General features: G+C 59.1%; 20 protein-coding genes. 13 read left to right on the top strand and 7 right to left on the bottom strand.

The annotated features are described in order from the left end of the window. Positions 1–136 precede the first annotated feature (136 nt). Positions 137–1,024 carry a LysR family transcriptional regulator gene (locus AC07OF_RS00505; protein WP_157190623.1) on the top strand — a complete coding sequence of 296 codons (888 nt, stop codon included), beginning with the start codon at positions 137–139 and terminating at the stop codon, positions 1,022–1,024. Between the two features lie 3 nt (positions 1,025–1,027). Here the strand turns inward: AC07OF_RS00505 and AC07OF_RS00510 are convergent, their stop codons facing one another. Genes AC07OF_RS00510 through AC07OF_RS00520 form a run of 3 tightly spaced genes read right to left on the bottom strand, consistent with a single transcriptional unit; the run spans position 1,028 to position 4,036 of the window. Further along, positions 1,028–1,846: a sulfite exporter TauE/SafE family protein gene (locus tag AC07OF_RS00510; protein WP_495072467.1), complete on the bottom strand. Its 819-nt coding sequence runs from the start codon at positions 1,844–1,846 to the stop codon at positions 1,028–1,030. Then, a complete protein-coding gene (locus AC07OF_RS00515; protein ID WP_157190621.1) occupies positions 1,843–3,114 on the bottom strand; it encodes an NAD(P)/FAD-dependent oxidoreductase in 1,272 nt (423 codons plus the stop codon). The genes AC07OF_RS00510 and AC07OF_RS00515 overlap by 4 nt, the downstream gene beginning before the upstream one ends. Before the next feature lie 37 nt (positions 3,115–3,151). After that, positions 3,152–4,036: an MBL fold metallo-hydrolase gene (locus AC07OF_RS00520; protein WP_495072468.1), complete on the bottom strand. Its 885-nt coding sequence runs from the start codon at positions 4,034–4,036 to the stop codon at positions 3,152–3,154. Positions 4,037–4,284: 248 nt separating this feature from the next. On the opposite strand from AC07OF_RS00520, the gene AC07OF_RS00525 reads away from it, so the two are divergent. From AC07OF_RS00525 to AC07OF_RS00535, 3 genes are all read left to right on the top strand, one after another. After that, complete coding sequence (locus AC07OF_RS00525; protein WP_476446314.1) at positions 4,285–5,601, top strand: sigma-54 interaction domain-containing protein; 1,317 nt, start codon at positions 4,285–4,287, stop codon at positions 5,599–5,601. 197 nt (positions 5,602–5,798) lie between these two features. Beyond that, a complete protein-coding gene (locus AC07OF_RS00530) occupies positions 5,799–7,328 on the top strand; it encodes a DUF3300 domain-containing protein (protein ID WP_495072469.1) in 1,530 nt (509 codons plus the stop codon). 14 nt (positions 7,329–7,342) lie between these two features. After that, positions 7,343–8,233, top strand: coding sequence for a DUF2950 domain-containing protein (locus AC07OF_RS00535; protein ID WP_495072470.1), 891 nt, complete (start codon positions 7,343–7,345; stop codon positions 8,231–8,233). Positions 8,234–8,311: 78 nt separating this feature from the next. Here the strand turns inward: AC07OF_RS00535 and gyrB are convergent, their stop codons facing one another. Genes gyrB through dnaA form a run of 4 tightly spaced genes read right to left on the bottom strand, consistent with a single transcriptional unit; the run spans position 8,312 to position 14,502 of the window. Next, on the bottom strand, positions 8,312–10,729 hold the full coding sequence (gyrB, locus tag AC07OF_RS00540; RefSeq protein WP_157190618.1) for a DNA topoisomerase (ATP-hydrolyzing) subunit B: 2,418 nt from the start codon (positions 10,727–10,729) through the stop codon (positions 8,312–8,314). Positions 10,730–10,733: 4 nt separating this feature from the next. Beyond that, positions 10,734–11,837 carry a DNA replication/repair protein RecF gene (gene recF / locus AC07OF_RS00545; protein ID WP_157190617.1) on the bottom strand — a complete coding sequence of 368 codons (1,104 nt, stop codon included), beginning with the start codon at positions 11,835–11,837 and terminating at the stop codon, positions 10,734–10,736. Between the two features lie 7 nt (positions 11,838–11,844). After that, positions 11,845–12,948 carry a DNA polymerase III subunit beta gene (dnaN, locus tag AC07OF_RS00550; protein WP_038605030.1) on the bottom strand — a complete coding sequence of 368 codons (1,104 nt, stop codon included), beginning with the start codon at positions 12,946–12,948 and terminating at the stop codon, positions 11,845–11,847. Positions 12,949–12,987: 39 nt separating this feature from the next. Beyond that, the gene (gene dnaA, locus AC07OF_RS00555; RefSeq protein ID WP_157190616.1) at positions 12,988–14,502 is read right to left on the bottom strand and encodes a chromosomal replication initiator protein DnaA; all 1,515 of its coding nucleotides are present in this window, start codon (positions 14,500–14,502) and stop codon (positions 12,988–12,990) included. 580 nt (positions 14,503–15,082) lie between these two features. Between dnaA and rpmH the strand changes: the two genes are divergently transcribed. From rpmH to AC07OF_RS00600, 9 genes are all read left to right on the top strand, one after another. Beyond that, complete coding sequence (gene rpmH / locus AC07OF_RS00560) at positions 15,083–15,217, top strand: 50S ribosomal protein L34 (protein WP_002551315.1); 135 nt, start codon at positions 15,083–15,085, stop codon at positions 15,215–15,217. 13 nt (positions 15,218–15,230) lie between these two features. Next, a complete protein-coding gene (gene rnpA, locus AC07OF_RS00565; protein ID WP_038616146.1) occupies positions 15,231–15,638 on the top strand; it encodes a ribonuclease P protein component in 408 nt (135 codons plus the stop codon). Next, positions 15,631–15,876: a membrane protein insertion efficiency factor YidD gene (gene yidD / locus AC07OF_RS00570; RefSeq protein WP_075226616.1), complete on the top strand. Its 246-nt coding sequence runs from the start codon at positions 15,631–15,633 to the stop codon at positions 15,874–15,876. Before rnpA ends, yidD begins: the two co-directional genes overlap by 8 nt. A gap of 2 nt (positions 15,877–15,878) precedes the next feature. Beyond that, positions 15,879–17,561, top strand: coding sequence for a membrane protein insertase YidC (yidC, locus tag AC07OF_RS00575; protein ID WP_157190615.1), 1,683 nt, complete (start codon positions 15,879–15,881; stop codon positions 17,559–17,561). 84 nt (positions 17,562–17,645) lie between these two features. Beyond that, positions 17,646–19,016 (top strand): tRNA uridine-5-carboxymethylaminomethyl(34) synthesis GTPase MnmE, encoded by a 1,371-nt coding sequence (gene mnmE / locus AC07OF_RS00580; RefSeq protein ID WP_476446295.1) that lies wholly within the window; start codon positions 17,646–17,648, stop codon positions 19,014–19,016. Between the two features lie 516 nt (positions 19,017–19,532). Then, entirely contained in the window at positions 19,533–21,425 is a 1,893-nt protein-coding gene (gene mnmG / locus AC07OF_RS00585) for a tRNA uridine-5-carboxymethylaminomethyl(34) synthesis enzyme MnmG (RefSeq protein ID WP_157190613.1), read from the top strand. Beyond that, positions 21,422–22,066, top strand: coding sequence for a 16S rRNA (guanine(527)-N(7))-methyltransferase RsmG (gene rsmG, locus AC07OF_RS00590; RefSeq protein WP_157190612.1), 645 nt, complete (start codon positions 21,422–21,424; stop codon positions 22,064–22,066). Before mnmG ends, rsmG begins: the two co-directional genes overlap by 4 nt. Positions 22,067–22,084: 18 nt before the next feature. Further along, positions 22,085–22,876, top strand: coding sequence for a ParA family protein (locus AC07OF_RS00595; RefSeq protein ID WP_028942555.1), 792 nt, complete (start codon positions 22,085–22,087; stop codon positions 22,874–22,876). A gap of 9 nt (positions 22,877–22,885) precedes the next feature. Then, on the top strand, positions 22,886–23,758 hold the full coding sequence (locus AC07OF_RS00600) for a ParB/RepB/Spo0J family partition protein (protein WP_038605010.1): 873 nt from the start codon (positions 22,886–22,888) through the stop codon (positions 23,756–23,758). The last annotated feature ends 98 nt before the right edge of the window (positions 23,759–23,856 follow it).

Raw genomic sequence — 23,856 nt, forward strand, 5'->3', positions numbered from 1 at the left:
GGCAACCTCGCGCCTGATTATTATTCTTGTCCTGGTCCATGTTATTGATTAATTTCGAGATGAAAACGTTAGATTTCACTCAAGTGCTGTGCGTTTTAACACAACGTCCGTGAACACCTGATTCACAAGGAAAAGCATGTTCGACTGGAATGATCTGCGGTTTTTTCTCGAGTTGCAGCGTAGCGGCCGCCTGCTGACAGCTGCCAAGCGCCTCAATACCACCCACAGCACCGTGGCCCGGCATATCGACAATATCGAGCAGAGTCTGGGCACCGCTTTGTTCGTCCAGCACGCTCAAGGCTACGAACTGACACCTTCCGGCCAGGCCCTGCTCAAGCACGCCGAAGCCATGGAAAACGTCGCCCTGCTGGCCCAGGAAGAAATCACTCAGGCCATCACCCCGCTAGGCAAGATTCGCCTGGGCGTCACCGAAGGCATCGGCATCATGTTCTTCACCCCGCGCATGGGCAGCCTGTTCGAACGCTATCCGGGGCTGGAGGTGGAACTGGTTGCGGTGCCGCGCTTCGTCAGCATCCTCAACCGCGAGGCGGAAATCAGCATCCACCTGGAACGACCGAATGCCGACCTGTTGATCACCCGCAAACTCACCGATTACCGCCTGGCGTTGTACGCCAGCCCCGAGTACCTGGCGCAGGCACCAGCGCTGCATCACCGCGAAGACCTGGCCAGGCACAGCTGGATCGGCTATGTCGACGACCTGTTGTTCAGCCAGGAACTGCTGTTCCTCAACAGCTTCTGCCGCGCCCCGAATGTAGTGTTTCGCAGCACAAGCGTAATCGCCCAGCAGCAGGCTGCGCGTGCCGGCTTGGGGATTGCCGTACTACCCAACTACATGGCCCGGCATGACCCGGCGCTGGTCCGGGTACTGCCCGGCGAAACCATCCAGCGCAGCTACTGGATCTGCACCCGCCGCGAACTGCACAAGTCAGTACGCTTGCGGGTGGTCTGGGATTTCCTCCTGGCGCTGTGCGCGCAAGAGCAGGACGCCTTGCTGGCAGAGTAGGGCTCAAGCGCCCAGGGTTTTCACCGCCAACAGTACTGCCGCACAGATCCCGACAGTGGCGAACAGTTGCTGCAGCCGTGGACCGGCCAGGCGACCGGCAAACTGCCGGGCCACCAGCAGCCCCAACACGGCACCGCCGGCAAACGGTGCTCCCACGCTCCAGTGCATCACCCCACCGACGCTGGCGCTGATCACGCTGCCGGTGGACACCAGGGCAATCACTGCCAGCGAGGTGGCGACGATGCTTTTCATGTCCAGGTTGGTGTAACGACTCAGTGCCGGGATGATCACAAAGCCGCCGCCGACACCGAGCAATCCCGAGAGCAGCCCGGACAACGTACCGGTAAACGCCAACGCTCGGGCACAGGGCAGGGTCCAGCGCAGGCGGCCTTGCAGCGGGTTGAGCACACAGGGCATGACCAGGCGCTTGCCCAGTGGCGGCTCACCGCGCAGCTCGCGGCGCGCCTTGAGCAGCATGCGCACACAGGCATACACCAGCACTGCCGCAAAGGCCAGGGCCAGCGGTGCGTTGGGCAGTTGGTGCGCCAGCATCAGTCCGAACGGGGCAGCAACGATACCGATCAGCGCTACAAAAGCCGCAGCCCGGTAGCGCACCACCCCCTGGCGCAACCCCAGGACGGCACCGACCGCCGCGGCCATGCCGACGGCCAGCAGTCCGACCGGCGCCGCCTCGACCATCGACAGACCAAGACCGAAGACCAGCAAGGGCACGGCCAGAATGCCGCCGCCAGCCCCGGTCAGCGCCAGCACCGCACCAATGATCGCTCCTAGTCCTGCAGCGAGAAATGGCTGTTCGATCACTGCTGAACCTCAGCAACGACTGTCTGCGGTTTGGCCAGCCACTCGCGGCCCTTGAGCATGCAGCGCCAGTACAGCGGCGGCAAGATCTGCGCCTTGAGCAGCCAGGCCAGGCGGGTCGGGCGGCGCCCATCGAGCAGCCAGCGCGGGAAGCTCGGCGCCAGCTTGCCGCCATAGGTGAACTCGGCCAGTACGATCTTGCCGCGCTCGACGGTCAGCGGACAGGAGCCGTAACCATCGTAGTGCGCCAGCTTCGGCAGCCGCCCCAAGGCGACCAGCACGTTATTGGCCACCACCGGCGCCTGCTTGCGCGCGGCTGCAGCGGTCTTGGCATTGGTCGTATTGATCCCGTCACCCAGGGCGTGGATGTTGGCGAAGTGACGATGACGCAAGGTCGCCGGATCGACATCTATCCAGCCAGCAGCATCGGCCAAGGGACTATTGCGGATGAAATCGGCAGGCACTTGTGGCGGCACCACATGCAGCATGTCGAACGGCTGAACCCGGGTTTCGCTACTGCCATCGGGCAAGGTTCGAACAAAAGTGGCCTGCCTGGCCGGGCCATCGACTGCGACCAGACGATGGGAGTACTGCAGGTCCACCGCGTACTTGTCGATGTACTCCATCAGCGCAGGAACATAATCCGCCACCCCGAACAGCACCGCGCCAGCATTGAAGAACTGCGCCTGGATGTTACCCAGACGCCCCGTGCGCAACCAGTGATCGCACGACAGGTACAAGGCTTTCTGTGGTGCGCCTGCGCATTTGATCGGCATTGGCGGCTGGCTGAACAGCGCACGGCCTTCGCGCAGGTTCTGCACCAGCTGCCAGGTGTAGGGCGCCAGGTCATAGCGATAGTTGGAAGTCACACCATTACGGCCGAGGGTTTCGCTCAGGCCATCGATGGCCTTCCAGTCAAGCTTCAGACCAGGACACACCACCAACTGCTCGTAGCTCAGCAAGCGTCCATCATCCAGGGTCAGCGCTTGCGCCTGAGGGTCGAAGCTTTCGACGCTGGCCTTGATCCAGCGAACCCCGGAAGGGATGGTCGACGCCATGCTTCGCGCGGTACTGGGGGCATTGAAGATTCCGGCACCGACCATTGTCCAGCCGGGCTGATAGTAATGGGTGTCGGCCGGGTCAATGAGGGCGATATCCAGCGACGGGTCGCGGCACATCAAGCTTGAAGCCACGGCGATACCGGCAGCCCCCGCGCCGACAATCAGGACCTTGTGATGATCGCCTTTCGACGATGTGGTGTGAGCAGGCATGGCAAGGTGTTCCTTTAATAATAATTCTGGGTACAGCTCAGAGCACGTTGAGCGGGATCTTCAGATAGCGCACACCGTTGTCTTCAGGTTCGGGTAGCTGGCCGCTGCGCATGTTGATCTGCACCGAAGGCAGAATCAGCACCGGCATGTCGAGGGTGGCGTCGCGGGCCTCGCGCATGGCCACAAAACTGTCTTCGCTGATGCCTTCGCGAACATGGATATTGCTGGCGCGCTGTTCGGCCACCGTGGTCATGTAGCGCAGCTCGCGGCCACCCGGCAGGTAGTCGTGGCACATGAACAATCGGGTATCAGCGGGGAGGGCGAGAATACGCTGGATCGAACGGTACAAGGTGCGGGCGCTGGCACCGGGAAAATCACAACGGGCCGTGCCGTAGTCAGGCATGAACAGGGTGTCGCCGACAAAGGCGATGCTCTGGCCATCGACTTCCACCACATAGGTCATGCACGCCGGCGTATGCCCAGGGGTGTGCAGGGCACGCGCCTGCAGGTTGCCAATGGTGAATAGCTGTTCATCGTCGAACAGCACATCGAACTGGCTGCCGTCGCGGGCGAAGCCACTGTCGGCATTGAACAGCGTGCCGAAGACTTTCTGCACCTGGGTGATCTGGCTACCGATGGCAATCTGGCCACCCAGGGCCTGCTTGAGATACGCCGCAGCAGACAGATGGTCAGCGTGCACATGGGTTTCCAGAATCCATTGAACCTTGCCGCCTAGTTCGTTAACCCGGGCAATCAGCTTGTCTGCCGAGGCACTGTCGGTTCGACCGGACTTGGGGTCGTAGTCCAGTACGCTGTCGATCAACGCGCAATCACCGCTGCCACGATCCATCAGTAGATAGCTGATGGTCGAAGTTACGCTGTCGAACAACGCTTCCACATACAAGTTGCCGCCGATGATCATTACCGCTCTCCAGATAATTCCGTGTGCCAGGGCATTGAGCCTTGCGCGCATGGGTCAGGCTGTCATCAAGATGCGTGCCATCGTTGCACTGACCGTTTTTTGCGCTCCAGCACCGATTTCATTGGCTGTCAGGGATTCGCCCTGACGCGGACTGCCGTTCCGGCTGTCAGGCATTGGCAGTCTCTGGCAGTTTTTGGCAGTGCCTCTCGCCTTCAGTTAAGCTGCTCGCCTGCTTCTCCTGGTGCCTTATGTCTTATTCTTCACCAATTATTCCCGATCCTGCCGTACAGGCGCTGGTGTCGTATCTCGAACACGACGCTCAACCGGCCATCGTGCTGGATACCGACTACAACATCCTCGCCGCCAATGCTGCCTATCGACGACAGTTCGCGGTGGAAGGCCAGCCGCCGATCGGCGGTAAATGTCATCGGGTTTCCCATCATTATGCGGTGCCATGCGATCAGGCCGGTGAGCTGTGCCCGATGCGCAAGGCCTGGGACAGCCGCGCGCCTGAACGCGTGTTGCATGTTCATCACACACCACGCGGGCCTGAGCACGTTGACGTTGAGTTGCGCCCGATCCTGGATCAGCACGGTGAAGTGGTGGCCTTCGTCGAGCGTCTGACCAGCATCGCCGTGGCGTCAGCCCAGCCACAGCAACAAGGCCTGGTAGGGCGCTCAGTAGCGTTCACAGACTCGTTATCCAGTTTGCAGCGAGCAGCGCCTGCTCAGATTCCGGTGCTGCTGCAGGGTGAGTCGGGTACCGGCAAAGAACTCTTCGCCCGCGCGTTACACCTTGGCAGCCCGCGCGCCAGCGGCCCGCTAGTCGTGGTCGATTGCACCGGCCTGACCGAGTCGTTGTTCGAAAGCGAGCTGTTCGGTTACGAGAAGGGCGCTTTCACCGGTGCACTACAACGCAAGATCGGCCTTGCCGAAGCGGCCCATGGCGGCACCTTGTTTCTTGATGAGATCGGCGAAGTACCGCTGGCCATGCAGGTGAAACTGTTGCGCCTGATCGAGTCCGGCAGCTTTCGGCCAGTCGGTAGCTTGCGTACCGTCCACTCGGACTTCCGACTGGTCTCGGCCACCCACAAGCCGTTGAAGGAAATGGTGGCGGCCGGAAGCTTTCGTGAAGACCTCTATTACCGCATCAGCGGCTTCCCCATTCGCTTACCCGCGCTGCGTGAGCGGGTTGATGATCTGCCATTGCTGATCGACAGCCTGCTGCAACGAATGGCTGGCAAGACGGCACCTCAGGTCGATGGCGAAGTACTAAAGCTGTTGGGCCTGCACAGTTTTCCCGGAAACATCCGCGAGCTGCGTAACATCCTCGAGCGGGCGCGGTTGTTTGCTGATGACGGCGTAATCCGTGCCGAGCACTTGCCGGCAGACCTGCGCAGCGGGATGGACAATCCGCAAGCGTCAGTGCGGCGGCGCAGCAAAGAAAACCTTGGGCAGCTTGCCCAGGCCCTGGAGAGCTTTGACGGCTCGCGCAGCGAGTTGGCCCGGCATCTGGGCTTAAGTGAGCGGACCCTCTACCGCCGCTTACGTGAACTTGGGCTTTGATCCCGCAGGGCATGAACCGAAGATAAACACACGGTTTCATTTGATCGTGATCATCCGGCAGGGCATTTTTTCTTCTACGCTGATACTGCTCAGCCGCAGCGGAGGGCTTTGCGTACGTCGATCGCCGAGTCGGTAAACCGTTGGGTGTAAGGGCGCCTGACGTTCCGCTCTGTCTTTTCTCCCACAGGAGCATCGTCATGTCTGCCTGCCTTCACCGGGCGATCCTGCTCACCATCGCCATGCTCGCGCTCTTCGGCTGTTCCGATGAGGATGCGCAACCCAAGGCAACGGCCACGGCGCCCGCAGCGACCGCACCTGTTGCACCAGCCGCACCAGCCGCACCAGCCGCACCAGCCGCTCCGACGACGCCAAGCGAGGCAGTGTTCAGCACCGAACAGCTTGATCAAATGCTGGCGCCGTTGGCGCTGTATCCGGACGCTTTGCTGGCTCAGGTGCTGATGGCCACCACCTATCCAGGCAATGTCGCCGACGCGGTTGCCTGGTCCAAGGCGCATCCGAACGTCAGTGGTGATGCCGCAGTCAAACAGGTCGCCGACCAACCCTGGGACCCGAGCGTGCAATCGTTGGTGGCTTTTCCACAGGTGCTGGCCACCCTTGGCCAGGACCCGGTCTGGGTACAGCGAGTCGGCGATGCCTTCCTCGCCCAGCCCGACGCGGTCATGAACTCGGTACAGCGCCTGCGAGCTAAAGCCAAGGCCTCTGGCCACCTGGAGTCCAACGAGCAACAGACCGTTATCGTGCAACCGTCAAGCGCCCCCGCAGGCGGCACGACCACGGTGGTGCAAGGTGCCGCGCCGGCACAAACCATCGTTATCCAGCCGACCAACCCGCAGGTTGTATACGTCCCAAGCTACAACCCCTCAGTGGTGTACGGCAGTTGGCCCTATCCATCCTCCCCACCGGCGTATTACCCGCCGTCACCGGGATATGCCATCGGTACGGCATTGGCCACCGGCCTGGCTTTCGGGGCTGGCGTAGCAATCGTCAATTCGCTGTGGGGGGATTGTGACTGGGATGACCATGACGTCGATATCGACGTCAATCGCTACAACAATATCAACAACGTCAACCGCAGGCTCGATGCCAACCAGAACAACTGGCGCCATAACCCTGCGTATCGCGACGGCGTTCCGTACCGCGACCAAGCCAGCCGAGCCCAGTTCGACCGGCGCCTACCCGGCAGCGCACAGCGCACCGCCTACCGCGGTGACACGCCGGCCCGCGTCGAAGACCGCGCGCGAGCCCGTGAAAGCCTCGCACAGCGTGGCATCGAAGCACCGGCAACCAGTAACCTTGAAGCCCGCCAACGTGTGCAGAGTGCCGACCGCGAGCGAGCCCAACAAAGCCTGGAACAACGTGGCATCAACCAGTCCGGCAGCGCACGCGAACGCGCCCAGGTGGCCGACCGCCAACTGAAGAATGACGGTCAGGCCCGCCAGCGTGCGCAAGCGACCGTGCAGAAACGCCAGCAACAGCAGCCAGTGCGCAACCAACAGGTACGCCAGCAAGTCCGCCAGCAACATGCTATCGCCCAGGCACCCCGCAACAATGCGTTGGCCGGTGTGCGCAACCCATCGCAGACACGCATCGCGAGCAATCGTGGCCAGGTCAGCCAACGGAGCGCCAGCCGACCCGCAGCGTCTGCGGGCCATCAGGTACAACGACCCGTGCGGATGCAATCCAGCGGCGGCGGCCGTCGCCGTTGAGAGGAGAGTCAGTCATGAATGCTGCAAGTCGAATTGCGCTGGTTCTGCTCCTGCTCTGGACGTCCAGCAGTTACGCTCAAAAGCATTTCCCCAACGCGCAGGCTGCCGGCGAAGCGCTGGTGCAGGCGCTTGGTAGCGAAAAGGCCGATGACCAAAAATTGGCGAACTTGCTTGGCAACGACTGGAAAAGTTACATCCCGACCAAGAACGTCGACCGTAAAGATGTCGACGCCTTTCTCGCCCTCTACAAGGAAAAACATCAGGTTCAGGCCGACAGCCCGGAGCGTGCGCACCTGGTCGTCGGCAACACGCCCTGGGTATTCCCGATTCCCATCAGACACAGCGCTGGCGGCTGGGCCTTCGACACCAAAGCCGGCGCCAAGGAAATCCGCCTGCGCCGCATCGGGCGCAACGAACTGGCGACCATTCAAGCAGCGCGTGCCTATCACGATGCGCAGATGGATTACGCCGAGGTTGATCGCAATGGCGATGGGGTCCTCGAATACGCGCAGAAATTCATCAGTAGTGACGGGCAGTTCGACGGCTTGTACTGGCCGGAGGAGGAGGGCGTCGAAGAAAGTCCGCTCGGGCCGCTGTTCGGTGATGCCGCAAAGGGTGACGACTGGCACGGCTATCACTATCGCATCCTCACGGCCCAAGGCCCTTCGGCGCCGGGCGGCGCCTATAACTACAAGATCGGCGATCGCATGACCCGCGGTTTTGCCGTGATCGCCTGGCCGACGGACTACGGAGACACTGGCGTGATGAGCTTCATGATCAGCCACGACGGCGAATTGTTCCAAAAAGATCTCGGCCGAGACAGTGCCAAGTTAGCGGCTGCGTTTACGCGTTTCGACCCCGACAGCAGTTGGACTGAAGTAAAGGACGAGGAGGACGCGCGCTGAACCAAGTGGAAATCAACGCAAAAAAAAACCCGCGTAAGCGGGCTTTTTTTTGCAGCTTTTCGGCGAACCTACACCTGATCAGAAGTCCAGGTTAGACACCGCCAGGGCGTTGCTTTCGATGAACTCACGACGTGGCTCAACTGCATCGCCCATCAGGGTGTTGAAGATCTGATCGGCAGCGATCGCGTCTTCGATGGTCACCTTGAGCATGCGGCGCACGGTTGGGTCCATGGTGGTTTCCCACAGCTGGTCCGGGTTCATCTCACCCAGACCTTTATAGCGCTGGATGGTGTGACGCTTGGTGCTTTCGGTCATCAGCCAGTCGAGCGCTTCCTTGAACTCGGTGATCGCCTTCTTGCGCTCGCCACGTTGCACATAGGCACCTTCGCCGAGCAGGGTGCTCAACTGGGCGCCCAGGGCGGTGACGGTACGGTAGTCGTTACTACCGAAGAAATCACGGTTGAAGGTGACATAGCTGGCCAGGCCATGGGAGGTGATTTCCACTTCCGGCAGCCAGACATTACGCTCTTTGTCTTCACGCAGGCTGGCCTTGTACAGCAGACCCGACTTCTCGCTGGTGCGCAGACGCTCTTCGAATTTGCCCAGCCATTCCTGCATGGCAGCGTGGTCGCCCAGCTGATCCAGGGACACGGCCGGCAGATAGACGAAGTGCTCGGTCAGTTCCTGTGGATACAGGCGCGACAGACGCTTGAGGGTCTTCATCACGGTACGGAATTCGTTGACCAGGCGCTCCAGCTCGACGCCGGAAACCGGTGGTGCCGATTCGTCCAGGTGCAGGCTGGCATCTTCCAGAGCCGACTGGGTCATGTACTCTTCCATGGCCTCGTCGTCTTTGATGTACTGCTCCTGCTTGCCTTTCTTGACCTTGTACAGTGGCGGCTGGGCGATATAGATGTAGCCACGCTCGACCAGCTCCGGCAACTGACGGAAGAAGAACGTCAGCAGCAGGGTACGGATGTGCGAACCGTCAACGTCAGCATCGGTCATGATGATGATGTTGTGATAACGCAGCTTGTCGATGTTGTACTCTTCGCGACCGATACCACAGCCCAGTGCAGTAATCAGCGTGCCGACTTCCTGAGACGAGATCATCTTGTCGAAACGTGCTTTTTCGACGTTGAGGATCTTACCCTTGAGCGGCAGGATGGCCTGGGTCTTACGGTTACGACCTTGCTTGGCCGAACCACCTGCAGAGTCACCCTCCACCAGGTACAGTTCGGAAAGGGCAGGGTCCTTCTCCTGGCAGTCCGCCAGTTTGCCTGGCAAACCAGCAATATCCAGCGCGCCTTTACGGCGAGTCATTTCCCGCGCCTTGCGCGCTGCTTCACGAGCACGCGCGGCGTCGATCATCTTGCCAACGACGGCCTTGGCTTCGTTCGGGTTCTCCAGCAGGAAGTCGGAGAAGTACTTGCCCATCTCCTGTTCCACGGCAGTTTTCACTTCCGAAGAAACCAGCTTGTCCTTGGTCTGCGAGCTGAACTTAGGATCGGGCACCTTAACCGAAATGATCGCGGTCAGACCTTCACGGGCGTCGTCGCCGGTGGTCGAAACCTTGTTCTTCTTGGCCAGACCTTCCTGCTCGATGTAGTTGTTCAGGTTACGGGTCAACGCCGAGCGGAAGCCGACCAGGTGGGTACCACCGTCGCGCTGCGGAATGTTGTTGGTGAAGCACAACAGGTTCTCGTTGAAGCTGTCGTTCCACTGCAGAGCGATTTCCACGCCCACGCCGTCTTCACGCTGAACGCTGAAATGGAACACCTGGTTGACCGGGGTCTTGTTGGTGTTCAGGTACTCAACGAAGGCACGCAGACCGCCTTCGTACTTGAAGTACTCTTCCTTGCCCGAACGCTCGTCCTTCAAGAGGATGCCGACGCCGGAGTTGAGGAACGACAGTTCACGAATCCGCTTGGCCAGGATGTCCCAGCTGAAGTGGATGTTTTTGAAGGTTTCGGACGACGGCTTGAAGTGGATATGGGTACCGGTGGTTTCACTGTCACCGACGATGGCCATCGGAGCTTGAGGAACACCGTGAACATAGGTCTGTTCCCAGATCTTGCCGCTACGGCGAACAGTCAGGATCAGCTCTTCGGACAGGGCGTTAACCACAGAAACACCTACACCGTGCAGGCCGCCGGATACTTTGTAGGAGTTGTCGTCGAACTTACCGCCAGCGTGCAGGACGGTCATGATGACCTCGGCGGCGGATACGCCTTCCTCTTTATGCACGTCGACTGGGATGCCGCGACCGTTGTCGCGAACACTGATGGATTCGTCTGGGTGAATGATTACGGTAATGTCATCACAGTGGCCGGCGAGTGCCTCGTCGATCGAGTTATCGAGCACCTCGAACACCATGTGGTGCAGGCCGCTACCATCATCGGTGTCGCCAATGTACATACCGGGACGCTTGCGCACGGCATCTAGCCCTTTCAGCACTTTAATGCTGGAGGAGTCGTACGTTTGATTTTCGCTCATGCCTTCACTCCCGATGGTCGTGGGTCTGGGTGATACGGCCCTGTTCCACGTGGAACAAAGCAACTGGCGTTTCCGTCTGCCAGCCTTCCCTCAATAATTCGTGATCTACACAGGTGATAAATACCTGGCAGCGTAAGTCTTCCAACAAGCGGCAAAGTGCGCGACGGTGCTGCTCATCCAACTCGGATGGCAAGTCATCCACTAGATAAATACATTGGCCGCGCCGCGCCTGGCTGACCAAATGTCCCTGGGCGATACGCAACGCGCAGACCACAAGTTTCTGCTGGCCCCGAGACAAAATATCGGCGGCGTTATGAGCGCCGAGTCTCAGGCGCAAATCAGCGCGTTGTGGTCCGGCCTGGGTATGGCCCATGTGCTGATCTCGTTGCAAGGAAGAGGCGAGCACTTCACTGAGTTCTCGATCCTTGTCCCAGCCACGGTAATAACTCAGGGTCAGCCCTTCGAGCTCGACCAAATCGCTCAGGGTTCGCTCAAAGACGGGCTTCAAGGCCTTGATGTAATTTCGGCGGTATTCATCTATTTCAGCACTGGCCAGGCACAGTTCCCGGTCCCAGGCCGCTTGCGAAACAGCGTCAAGTGTACCATGCCGCAACCATGAGTTCCGCTGCCGCAAAGCCTTCTGCAGGCGTTGCCATGTGGCCATGAAGCGTGGTTCCACGTGGAACACACCCCAATCAAGGAACTGCCGGCGAATTTTCGGCGCACCTTCGAGCAAGCGAAAGCTGTCCGGGTTGATCAATTGCAGTGGCAGAATCTCTGCCAGTTGCGCAGCACTACGGGCATTCTGCCCGTCGATGCGAATGGTGAACTCACCTTGCCGATCCCGCGAAATACCCAGGTTACTCGAACCACCTTCGCTCAATTCAACCTGGCCAAAAACCGTACAGGCCAATTGCTCATACTGGATGACTGGCGTCAGACGAGTGCTGCGAAAGGAACGGGCCAGGCCGAGCAGATGAACAGCTTCCAACACGCTGGTTTTGCCGCTGCCGTTGGCGCCGTACAGGATATTGATGCGGGGGGAGGGGGAGAATGTCACCGGGTGCAGGTTACGCACCGCGGTGACAGAAACGCGACTGAGGGACATCTAGAAGTTACAGACGCATCGGCATGACAACGTAAGCGGAGTCGTCGTTGTCAGCTTCCTGCAGCAGCGCACTGCTGTTGGAGTCAGACAGGATCAGGCGAACTTGCTCAGTGGTCATGACGCCCAGTACATCCAGCAGGTAGCTGACGTTGAAGCCGATTTCCAGCGCGCTACCGTTGTAGTCGACGCTGATTTCTTCTTCCGCTTCTTCCTGCTCAGGGTTGTTGGCCTGGATCTTCAACTGACCGCTGGCCAGCTGCAGACGGATGCCACGGTACTTCTCGTTCGACAGAATCGCGGTACGGCTGAATGCTTCACGCAGCGCCTGGCGATCACCCAGCACCAGCTTGTCACCGCCCTTGGGCAGTACACGCTCGTAGTCGGGGAACTTGCCATCTACCAGCTTCGAGGTGAAGGTGAACTCACCTGTTGTAGCGCGGATGTGATGCTGGCCCAGGACGATGCTGACCATGCCATCCGGCTCGGTGAGCAAGCGCGCCAGCTCAAGGATACCTTTGCGCGGCACGATGACCTGGTGACGGTCAGCCTGGCCGATGTCGGCACTCATCGAGCACATGGCCAGACGGTGACCGTCGGTGGCCACCGCACGCAGGGTGTTGGTGGACACTTCCAGCAGCATGCCGTTGAGGTAGTAACGTACGTCCTGCTGGGCCATGGCGAAGCTGGTGCGCTCGATCAGGCGGCGCAGACGGCTTTGCTCGAGGTTACAGGTCAGCGAACCCGGGCCTTCTTCAACAGTCGGGAAGTCATTGGCTGGCAGGGTCGACAGGGTGAAACGGCTGCGTCCGGCCTTGACCACAATCTTCTGCTCGTCGAGCTTGATGTCGATCAGCGCGTCGTTCGGCAAGCTCTTGCAGATATCCATGAGCTTGCGTGCAGGTACGGTGATTTCGCCTGGCTCGGCAGGCTCTTCCAGTTGAACACGGCCAACCAGTTCCACTTCCAGGTCTGTACCGGTGAGTGAAAGCTGCTGACCCTGAACAACCAGCAGTACATTGGACAGTACCGGCAAGGTCTGGCGGCGCTCGACGACGCCTGCGACCAGTTGCAGGGGTTTCAACAGGGCTTCGCGTTGAATGGTGAAGTGCATGGTCTAGTCCCTTGCCTTAATAAGCTGCGCTGACGCCAATCACGTCGTCAGGGTCCGCAGCAGGTTCTTGTAGTCCTCGCGGATATCCGCGTCGGATTCCTTGAGTTCGTTGATCTTGCGGCACGCGTGCAACACGGTGGTGTGGTCGCGGCCGCCGAAGACGTCACCGATTTCCGGCAAGCTGTGGTTGGTCAGTTCCTTGGACAGGGCCATGGCCACCTGACGCGGGCGGGCCACCGAACGGGAACGGCGTTTGGACAGCAGATCGGAGATCTTGATCTTGTAGTACTCGGCCACAGTGCGCTGGATGTTATCCACACTCACCAGTTTGTCCTGCAGCGCGAGAAGATCCTTGAGCGATTCACGAATCAGCTCAATGGTGATGTCGCGTCCCATGAAGTGCGAATGAGCGATGACGCGCTTCAGAGCACCTTCAAGTTCACGGACGTTGGAGCGAATACGCTGGGCAATAAAGAAAGCAGCGTCATGCGGCAAGTCTACCTTGGCCTGGTCTGCCTTCTTCATCAGGATCGCAACACGGGTTTCCAGTTCCGGCGGCTCGACCGCGACGGTCAGGCCCCAGCCAAAGCGCGATTTCAGACGCTCTTCCAGCCCTTCAATCTCTTTCGGATAACGGTCACTGGTCAGGATTACCTGCTGACCGCCTTCGAGCAAGGCGTTGAAGGTGTGGAAAAACTCTTCCTGGGAACGCTCTTTACGGGCGAAGAACTGAATGTCATCGATGAGCAACGCATCCACCGAACGATAGAAGCGCTTGAACTCGTTGATGGCATTGAGCTGCAGTGCCTTGACCATGTCCGCAACGAAACGCTCGGAATGCAGGTAGACCACCTTGGCATTCGGGTTCTTCTTGAGCAGGTGGTTACCCACAGCATGCATCAAGTGCGTTTTACCCAGGCCTACGCCGCCATAAAGGAACAGCGGGTTGTAGCCATGCTTGGGATTGTCGGCGACCTGCCAGGCGGCTGCGCGAGCCAACTGGTTGGACTTACCTTCGACGAAGTTCTCGAAGGTAAAGGTACGGTTCAGGTAGCTGGTGTGCTTGAGCGCACCTTCGACCTGCACGGTACGTTGCTCGGTACGACCGCTTGGCGCCGGCGCATTAGCGGATTCGCCCATGGAATCGAAGCTGTCACGCGAAGGCGCCTGCTCGACTTCAGCCGCAGCCGGAGCAACAACCGGTGCGGCAACGGGTTCGTTGACCACGGCAGTCTGTGCAGCCTGCGCCTGGGATGCGGCAACAGCGGCAGCCAGTGGTGCGTTAGGAGCGGCACGAGGCGCCGAACTGCGTCTGCTGCCTATTAATAAGGAAAGGGCAGGCGCAATGCCGTTGCCATGCTCACCCAGCAGCTCGAGCAGACGGCTCAGGTATTTTTCATTGACCCAATCGAGAACGAAACGGTTGGGCGCGTAGACGCGCAACTCGTCGCCTTCGGCTTCGACCTGTAGCGGACGGATCCAGGTGTTGAATTGCTGGGCAGGCAGTTCATCGCGCAGAAGCTCCACGCACTGCTGCCAAAGTTCCACTGACACGGATATCCCCTGAGTTGAAAGCCGGTGAGGCAAAAACAAGCCCCCATTGTACCGAGCAGCAGCGCAGTTATCCACATGCAGGTGCGTTGAGGATGGCGATAAATCAGCAGCTTAGTGACCAAAATGGCCTTTCAGTGCTGTGAATAAGCTCTGTGGATAACCGCACCTGAGGTCTTTGCACAACTGGGGGTTGAAATCGGTGGATAACCGCCCTGTGGATAACCATCGATTTGATCCACAGCTTTTCCGAGCCTTCGACACAGCCAGAGCACCTCTTCTCGACAAGGTTTCAGTTCTCTGTACACGACGTAAATAAAGGCCTGCAGAGATTTATCCACAGATATTGGCCGCCTAAGCTTTATAAGTTTTACAGAAAAGCTTTAAATAATTCCTCTCTCTTTTTTTATGTTTAAGCGTGTGATGGTTCTCCTCCGGGAGGCCCTCACCTGAAACGACTGATTTCCCGTCTATAAGGAAAAGCTGGTTGGAAATTGACCTATGGCTGCGCTTTCTCTAGAATCGCCGGTCTCTTAAAACGGGGGCCATTCCGGCCCGTTGTCGACGAACCAGGTAACACGCCATGAAACGTACTTTCCAACCAAGCACCATCAAGCGCGCTCGCACTCACGGTTTCCGTGCCCGTATGGCCACCAAGAACGGTCGTGCCGTTCTGTCGCGTCGCCGTGCCAAAGGCCGTAAGCGCCTGGCAGTTTGATTTTTCGGCACAGGTGGTGAGTCAGGACTTCAGTCGGGAAAAGCGTCTGCTTATCCCCCGACAATTCAAAGCGGTCTTCGACTCCCCAACCGGCAAGGTCCCAGGGAAAAACCTGCTGCTCCTTGCCCGCGAGAACGGTCTGGATCACCCCCGCCTGGGGCTTGTGATCGGGAAAAAGAGCGTCAAGCTCTCCGTTCAACGCAATCGCCTGAAACGCCTGATGCGCGATTCGTTTCGCCTGAACCAGCACTTGCTTGCAGGTTGGGATATCGTGATCGTCGCGCGCAAAGGGTTGGGCGAGATTGAAAACCCAGAATTGCACCAACATTTTGGCAAGCTCTGGAAGCGCCTCGCACGCAGTCGGCCCGCTCCAGTGGTGAACACCGACTCTGTGGGGGTAGACAGTAAAAATGATGCGTAAACTGGCACTCGTTCCGATCCAGTTTTACCGTTACGCCATTAGTCCTCTGATGGCAAATCACTGTCGTTTCTACCCCAGTTGCTCCTGTTACGCGTTAGAAGCCATCGAAAACCATGGTCTTTTACGTGGCGGGTGGCTAACCGTTCGTCGCCTGGGGCGTTGTCACCCGTGGAATGCCGGCGGTTTTGACCCGGTTCCGCCAGCTCCCTCTTCCCGTTCTTCTTCGATAGCCGAGTAATCATGGATATTAAACGCACGATCCTGATCGTCGCCCTGGCAATCGTGTCCTACGTCATGGTCCTTAACTGGAACCAGGACTACGGCCAAGCTGCCTTGCCGACTCAGAATACTGCTGCCAGCAACGCTGCCCCGGCCTTGCCGGACACCGCGCAGGCCGGCAACACTGGCGCCAGCGCCGATGTGCCAAGCGCCAACGCTGAATCCAGCCCTGCCGAACTGGCTCCGGTTGCCGTCAGCAAAGACCTGATTCGGGTCAAAACTGACGTCCTCGACCTGGCTATCGATCCAAACGGTGGTGACATCGCCCAGCTGATGCTGCCCAAGTATCCGCGCCGTCAGGATCATCCGGACATTCCGTTCCAGTTGTTCGACAACGGTAGCGAGCGTACTTATCTGGCCCAAAGCGGCCTGACCGGTACCAATGGTCCGGATGCACGTCCAAGCGGTCGTCCGCTGTACGCCGCCGATCAGAAAAGTTATCAACTGGCTGATGGTCAGAACCAGCTGGTCGTCGACCTGAAGTTCAGCGACAACGGCGTCAACTACATCAAGCGCTTCAGCTTCAAGCGCGGTGAGTACGACCTGACCGTTACCTACCTGATCGACAACCAGAGCGCCCAGCCTTGGACCGGTAACCTGTTTGCGCAACTGAAGCGCGACGCAAGCTCGGATCCATCTTCGAGCACTGCGACCGGTACTGCGACCTACCTGGGTGCAGCCCTGTGGACAAGTTCGGAACCCTACAAAAAGGTGTCGATGAAAGACATCGACAAGGGAAATCTGAAAGAAAATGTTACCGGCGGTTGGGTAGCCTGGCTGCAGCACTACTTCGTGACCGCCTGGATTCCAAACAAGTCTGAGAACAACATTGTCCAGACTCGCAAGGATAGCCAAGGCAACTACATCATCGGTTTCACCGGTCCGGCGCTGAACGTAGCCGCTGGCGCCAAAGGCGAAACCAGCACCATGCTGTACGCCGGTCCGAAGATCCAGGACAAGCTCAAAGAGTTGTCCCCAGGTCTGGAACTGACTGTCGACTACGGCATTCTGTGGTTCATCGCTCAGCCGATCTTCTGGTTGCTGCAACATATCCACAGCCTGCTCGGCAACTGGGGCTGGTCGATCATCGTCCTGACCATGCTGATCAAGCTGCTGTTCTTCCCGCTGTCCGCCGCCAGCTACAAGTCGATGGCGCGCATGCGTGCCGTGGCACCTAAACTGGCTGCGCTGAAAGAACAACATGGCGATGACCGGCAGAAAATGTCGCAAGCCATGATGGAGCTGTACAAGAAAGAGAAGATCAACCCGCTGGGCGGCTGCCTGCCGATTCTGGTGCAGATGCCGGTCTTCCTCTCGCTGTACTGGGTATTGCTGGAAAGCGTCGAGATGCGTCAGGCGCCGTGGATGTTCTGGATCACCGACCTGTCGATCAAGGATCCGTTCTTCATCCTGCCGATCATCATGGGCGCAACCATGTTCATCCAGCAGCAGTTGAACCCGACGCCGCCGGATCCGATGCAGGCCAAGGTGATGAAGCTGATGCCGATCATCTTCACCTTCTTCTTCCTGTGGTTCCCGGCTGGTCTGGTGCTGTACTGGGTTGTGAACAACTGCCTGTCGATCGCACAGCAGTGGTACATCACCCGCAGCATCGAAAAGGCTACCAAGAAAGCCGCTGCATAACGGGTTAGCCAGCTAACCTGTGGATAAACGCCCCCTCGTGGGGCGTTTTGCTATCTGTCGTTTTTTGTCGTGAGGCCTTCGAGCATGAACACTGTGCGTGAAACCATCGCCGCCATCGCTACCGCCCAGGGACGTGGGGGCGTGGGGATCGTGCGGCTGTCCGGGCCGCTGGCGCAGCAAGCCGGGCTGGCAATCTGTGCAAAGCCTCTGACGCCGCGGCATGCCCATTACGGCCCGTTTCGGGCTGACGATGGCCTGGTCATCGATGAAGGCATTGCGCTGTTTTTTCCCGGCCCGAACTCTTTCACTGGCGAAGACGTGCTGGAACTCCAGGGCCACGGTGGTCCGGTAGTATTGGATATGCTCCTGCAGCGCTGTGTACAACTGGGTTGCCGACTGGCCCGCCCAGGTGAATTCAGCGAACGCGCATTCCTCAATGACAAGCTTGACCTGGCCCAGGCCGAAGCGATTGCCGACCTCATCGAGGCCAGTTCTGCACAGGCGGCGCGCAATGCGTTGCGCTCGCTGCAGGGTGAATTTTCCCGTCGTGTGGATAACCTCACCGAAAAACTGATCAGCCTGCGGATCTATGTCGAAGCGGCTATCGACTTTCCCGAAGAGGAAATCGACTTCCTCGCCGATGGCCACGTGTTGAGCATGCTCGATGACGTGCGAACGAATTTATCCACAGTGCAGCGTGAGGCCGGGCAGGGGGCCTTGTTGCGTGATGGCATGACCGTAGTGATCGCCGGTCGGCCGAATGCCGGCAAGTCGAGCTTGCTGAACGTTCTGGCCGGACGTGAGGCGGCCATTGTCACCGACATTGCCGGCACTACCCGGGACATCCTGCGCGAACATATCCACATCGACGGCATGCCCCTGCACGTTGTCGATACTGCCGGACTGCGCGATACCGACGATCATGTGGAAAAGATCGGCGTGGAGCGTGCGCTCAAAGCCATCAACGAAGCCGATCGGGTGTTGTTGGTCGTCGATTCCACCGCGCCGGAAGCCAGTGATCCCTTTGCCCTGTGGCCGGAATTCCTCGATCTGCGACCGGATCCTGCGAAGGTCACGCTGATTCGTAACAAGGCAGATCTGAGTGCTGAGACGGTCGCCATGGAACAAAGCGCTGATGGCCACGTCACCATTACCCTCAGTGCCAAGGATGCCGACACGGGGCTTGAGCTGCTGCGCGAGCACCTGAAGGCCTGCATGGGTTATGAACAGACCGCCGAAAGCAGCTTCAGCGCCCGCAGGCGTCATCTGGAGGCACTGCGCCAGGCCAGTGCACACCTGGAACACGGTCGTGCCCAACTGACCCTCGCGGGTGCCGGTGAACTGCTGGCAGAGGATCTGCGCCAGGCTCAGCAAGCCTTGGGTGAAATCACCGGTGCATTCAGTTCCGACGACCTCCTGGGCCGAATCTTCTCCAGCTTCTGCATCGGCAAGTAAGCGTCTTTATCCACAGCCGGGTCTGCAACGGGCCTGGCTGCTGTACTCCTTCCTTCGATTTTCCCTTCCTTTCAGGACTGCCAATGCGCGAGTCCTGCCTTCCTGCCTGCGCGGCTATCCACAAATCTGTGAAATAAGCCCTGTGGAAAACCCCGCCTCAGCTCCGTTGATAACTGCCCTTCAAAGCTGAAGATAAATCCGCTTGTGGGTAAGTAGGCATTTCATCCACAGGCTTAAAGCGCTTATCCAGAACGCTCATGGCCGGTAGACCACAGGGTTTTGAACCTCTGTACATAAGGTAAATAAAGGCCTGTAGAACCTTATCCACAGAAAGGGTGGTGCATAAGAATAAACATAAAAACAAAGCTTTAATAAATTTCTCTCTCTTTATTTCTATTGCTCGCCACTCATCCACAGCCTGGTTAAATTTTGTGCAAAAGGTTCCTTTAGAGGGGGGTAAGTCCCTATACTTGTGCGTTATCCCTATCTATTCCCGAAACAGGCACGAGGTGCGTGGTGGATTTCCCTTCCCGTTTTGAAGTGATCGTCATCGGCGGCGGCCATGCCGGTACCGAGGCTGCGCTTGCGTCTGCACGCATGGGCGTAAAAACCCTGCTGCTGACCCATAACGTGGAAACCCTCGGTCATATGAGTTGCAACCCGGCCATCGGTGGCATCGGCAAGAGCCACCTGGTCAAGGAAATTGACGCGCTCGGCGGCGCCATGGCGCTGGCTACTGACAAGAGCGGTATCCAATTCCGTGTTTTGAACAACCGCAAAGGCCCGGCCGTACGCGCTACTCGCGCCCAGGCCGACCGCGCTATCTACAAAGCGGTAGTGCGCGAGATTCTTGAGAACCAACCCAACCTGTGGATATTTCAGCAGTCCTGCGATGACCTGATCGTCGAGCAGGACCAGGTGCGTGGTGTAGTGACGCAAATGGGTCTGCGTTTTCTCGCCGACTCCGTGGTATTGACCACCGGGACCTTCCTCGGTGGACTTATCCACATTGGTCTGCAGAACTACTCCGGCGGCCGCGCCGGTGATCCGCCGGCAATCGCCCTGGCCCATCGCATGCGTGAATTGCCGCTGCGCGTCGGCCGCTTGAAAACCGGCACCCCGCCACGTATCGACGGTCGCTCTGTGGATTTCTCGGTAATGACCGAGCAGCCTGGCGATACGCCGATTCCGGTGATGTCGTTCATGGGCGACAAGGCCATGCATCCGCGGCAAGTGAGCTGCTGGATTACCCACACCAATGCCCGTACCCACGAAATCATTGCTTCGAACCTCGACCGTTCGCCGATGTACTCCGGGGTCATCGAAGGCATCGGTCCGCGCTATTGCCCGTCGATCGAAGACAAGATCCATCGCTTTGCCGACAAGGAAAGCCACCAGGTGTTCATCGAGCCGGAAGGCCTGAACACTCACGAGCTGTACCCGAACGGGATATCCACATCCTTGCCGTTCGACGTGCAACTGGAGATCGTCCGCTCGATCCGCGGCATGGAAAACGCGCACATCGTGCGTCCGGGCTACGCCATCGAGTACGACTACTTCGACCCGCGTGATCTCAAGTACAGTCTGGAAACCAAAGTCATCGGCGGTCTGTTCTTCGCCGGGCAGATCAACGGCACCACCGGCTACGAAGAAGCCGGTGCGCAAGGTCTGCTTGCCGGAACCAACGCCGCACTGCGTGCGCAAGGCCGTGAAAGCTGGTGCCCGCGCCGCGACGAAGCGTATATCGGCGTGCTGGTCGATGACCTGATCACCCTGGGTACCCAGGAGCCGTACCGCATGTTCACGTCGCGCGCCGAATACCGGCTGATCCTGCGCGAAGACAACGCCGATCTGCGCCTGACCGAAAAAGGCCGCGAGCTGGGTCTGGTCGATGACCAGCGCTGGGCTGCTTTCAGCGCCAAGCGCGAAAGCATCGCGCTGGAAGAGCAACGGCTGAAATCCACCTGGGTTCGTCCGGACACCGCGCAAGGTCAGGCCATTGCCGAGAAATTCGGCACGCCGTTGAGCCACGAGTACAACCTGCTCAACCTGCTGACCCGTCCGGAAATCGACTACGCTGGCCTGATGGAAGTGACCGGCGGCAGCGAGATCGACCCGCAAGTGGCCGAACAGGTCGAGATCAAGACCAAATACGCCGGTTACATCGACCGGCAACAGGAAGAAATCGCCCGGCTGCGTGCCAGCGAAGATACCCGCCTGCCCGACGATATCGACTACAGCGGTATTTCCGGTCTGTCCAAGGAGATTCAGAGCAAGCTCGGTCAGACCCGGCCTGAAACCCTGGGCCAGGCGTCGCGGATCCCCGGTGTGACCCCGGCGGCGATTTCCCTGTTGCTGATTCATCTGAAAAAACGCGGCGCTGGCCGCGAGTTGGAGCAAAGCGCTTGAGTTCTCAGGTCACCCCTCAACACGCCGAAGAGTTGTCCACAGGTGCCCGCCAGCTCGGTGTCGAGCTGAGCGAGGCGCAGCATGCGCAATTGCTGGCCTACCTGGCCTTGCTGATCAAGTGGAACAAGGCCTACAACCTGACCGCCGTGCGTAATCCGGACGAAATGGTGTCCCGCCATCTGCTCGACAGCTTGAGCGTCATGCCGTTTATCCACAGCGAGCGCTGGCTCGACGTTGGCAGCGGCGGCGGCATGCCCGGTATTCCCCTGGCGATCCTGCATCCGGACAAGCAAGTCACGGTGCTCGACAGCAATGGCAAGAAGACCCGCTTCCTGACCCAGGTAAAACTTGAGCTGAAGCTGGATAACCTGACAGTTATCCACAAGCGGGTCGAAGAGTTCCAGCCAACGCAGCCGTTCAGCGGAATTGTTTCCCGGGCTTTCAGCAGCATGGAGAACTTCACCAACTGGACGCGCCACCTTGGCGACGAACAGACGCAGTGGCTGGCAATGAAAGGGCTGCATCCTGCCGATGAGCTGGTAGCATTGCCGGCAGATTTCAGAGTGGATAGCGAGCAGGCCTTGACCGTTCCGGGTTGCCAAGGCCAGCGCCATCTGCTGATACTGCGCCGCACGGCATGATTGGGAACACAAGCAAGAATGGCTAAGGTATTCGCTATCGCGAACCAGAAGGGTGGTGTGGGCAAGACCACCACCTGTATCAACCTCGCAGCATCGCTGGTCGCTACCAAGCGCCGGGTGCTGCTGATCGATCTCGATCCACAGGGCAACGCCACCATGGGTAGCGGTGTGGATAAACACGTCCTGGAACATTCGGTCTACGACCTGCTGATCGGTGAATGCGATCTGGCCCAGGCCATGCACTTCTCCGAGCACGGTGGTTATCAACTGCTGCCGGCCAACCGCGACCTGACTGCCGCGGAAGTGGTGCTGCTGGAAATGCAGATGAAGGAGAGCCGCCTGCGCACCGCGCTGGCGCCGATCCGCGAGAACTACGACTACATCCTGATCGACTGCCCGCCGTCGTTGTCGATGCTGACCCTCAACGCCCTGGTCGCCGCCGATGGCGTGATCATTCCGATGCAATGTGAATACTTTGCCCTGGAAGGTTTGAGCGACCTTGTGGATAACATCAAGCGTATCGGTGAGCGTCTGAACCCGAACCTGAAGGTTGAAGGCCTGTTGCGGACCATGTACGACCCGCGCTTGAGCCTGATCAACGATGTCTCCGCGCAGCTCAAGGAACACTTTGGCGATCAGCTCTACGACACGGTGATCCCGCGTAACATCCGCCTGGCCGAGGCGCCGAGTTTCGGCATGCCGGCCCTGGCGTATGACAAGCAATCGCGCGGCGCGCTGGCTTACCTGGCCCTGGCTGGGGAACTGGTACGCCGTCAGCGCCGTCCATCACGCACTGCACAAACAACTTAAGGAATCCGTATGGCCGTTAAGAAACGGGGTCTCGGACGTGGGTTGGATGCACTGCTCAGTGGTCCTACCGTCAGCGCGCTCGAAGAGCAGGCTGTGAAGGTCGACCAGAAAGAACTGCAACATCTGCCGCTCGACCTGATCGAGCGCGGCAAGTACCAGCCACGTCGGGACATGGACCCGCAAGCGTTGGAAGAACTGGCTCAGTCGATCAAGAGCCAGGGCGTGATGCAGCCGATCGTGGTGCGCCCGATTGCTGACAACCGCTTCGAAATCATCGCCGGCGAACGCCGTTGGCGCGCCAGCCAGCAGGCCGGCATGGAAACCATTCCGGCCATGGTCCGCGATGTGCCCGACGAAGCGGCCATCGCCATGGCCCTGATCGAGAACATCCAGCGCGAAGACCTCAACCCGGTGGAAGAGGCCATTGCCCTGCAGCGTCTGCAGGTGGAATTCCAGCTGACCCAGCAGCAGGTTGCCGATGCTGTGGGCAAGTCGCGGGTTACCGTGGCCAACCTGCTGCGCCTGATCTCGCTGCCGGAAGTGATCAAGACCATGCTCTCGCATGGCGATCTGGAAATGGGGCATGCCCGGGCATTGCTTGGTTTACCGGAAGAACAGCAGGTGGACGGGGCGCGTCACGTTGTCGCACGTGGCCTGACCGTACGGCAGACCGAAGCACTGGTGCGCCAGTGGCTCAATGGCAAGCCGGAACCGGTCGAACCGGCCAAGCCAGACCCGGACATCACCCGGCTTGAACAACGTCTGGCAGAGCGTTTGGGCTCGGCAGTACAGATACGTCACGGCAACAAGGGAAAAGGTCAGTTAGTTATCCGTTACAACTCGTTAGATGAGTTGCAAGGTGTGCTAGCTCACATCCGCTGAAACAATTGCTTTTGTAGCGCGTAGTCGGAAATCACTACCCGGCAGTTGAATAGGGGTTAAACCGCCCCTATACTCTGCGCGCATTTTGTCGGCACAAA

The sequence above is a fragment of the Pseudomonas sp. GW821-FHT10B02 genome (genome assembly GCF_059415665.1).

Bases quoted from the DNA above. Each gene is read 5' to 3' on its own strand.
- AC07OF_RS00505 (WP_157190623.1), top strand. From the start codon at position 137: ATGTTCGACTGGAATGATCTGCGGTTTTTTCTCGAGTTGCAGCGTAGC.
- gyrB (WP_157190618.1), bottom strand. From the start codon at position 10,729: ATGAGCGAAAATCAAACGTACGACTCCTCCAGCATTAAAGTGCTGAAA.
- recF (WP_157190617.1), bottom strand. From the start codon at position 11,837: ATGTCCCTCAGTCGCGTTTCTGTCACCGCGGTGCGTAACCTGCACCCG.
- dnaN (WP_038605030.1), bottom strand. From the start codon at position 12,948: ATGCACTTCACCATTCAACGCGAAGCCCTGTTGAAACCCCTGCAACTG.
- AC07OF_RS00600 (WP_038605010.1), top strand. From the start codon at position 22,886: ATGGCCGTTAAGAAACGGGGTCTCGGACGTGGGTTGGATGCACTGCTC.
- AC07OF_RS00520 (WP_495072468.1), bottom strand. From the start codon at position 4,036: ATGATCATCGGCGGCAACTTGTATGTGGAAGCGTTGTTCGACAGCGTA.
- AC07OF_RS00525 (WP_476446314.1), top strand. From the start codon at position 4,285: ATGTCTTATTCTTCACCAATTATTCCCGATCCTGCCGTACAGGCGCTG.
- AC07OF_RS00595 (WP_028942555.1), top strand. From the start codon at position 22,085: ATGGCTAAGGTATTCGCTATCGCGAACCAGAAGGGTGGTGTGGGCAAG.
- yidD (WP_075226616.1), top strand. From the start codon at position 15,631: ATGCGTAAACTGGCACTCGTTCCGATCCAGTTTTACCGTTACGCCATT.
- rpmH (WP_002551315.1), top strand. From the start codon at position 15,083: ATGAAACGTACTTTCCAACCAAGCACCATCAAGCGCGCTCGCACTCAC.
- AC07OF_RS00530 (WP_495072469.1), top strand. From the start codon at position 5,799: ATGTCTGCCTGCCTTCACCGGGCGATCCTGCTCACCATCGCCATGCTC.
- yidC (WP_157190615.1), top strand. From the start codon at position 15,879: ATGGATATTAAACGCACGATCCTGATCGTCGCCCTGGCAATCGTGTCC.
- mnmE (WP_476446295.1), top strand. From the start codon at position 17,646: ATGAACACTGTGCGTGAAACCATCGCCGCCATCGCTACCGCCCAGGGA.
- AC07OF_RS00535 (WP_495072470.1), top strand. From the start codon at position 7,343: ATGAATGCTGCAAGTCGAATTGCGCTGGTTCTGCTCCTGCTCTGGACG.
- AC07OF_RS00515 (WP_157190621.1), bottom strand. From the start codon at position 3,114: ATGCCTGCTCACACCACATCGTCGAAAGGCGATCATCACAAGGTCCTG.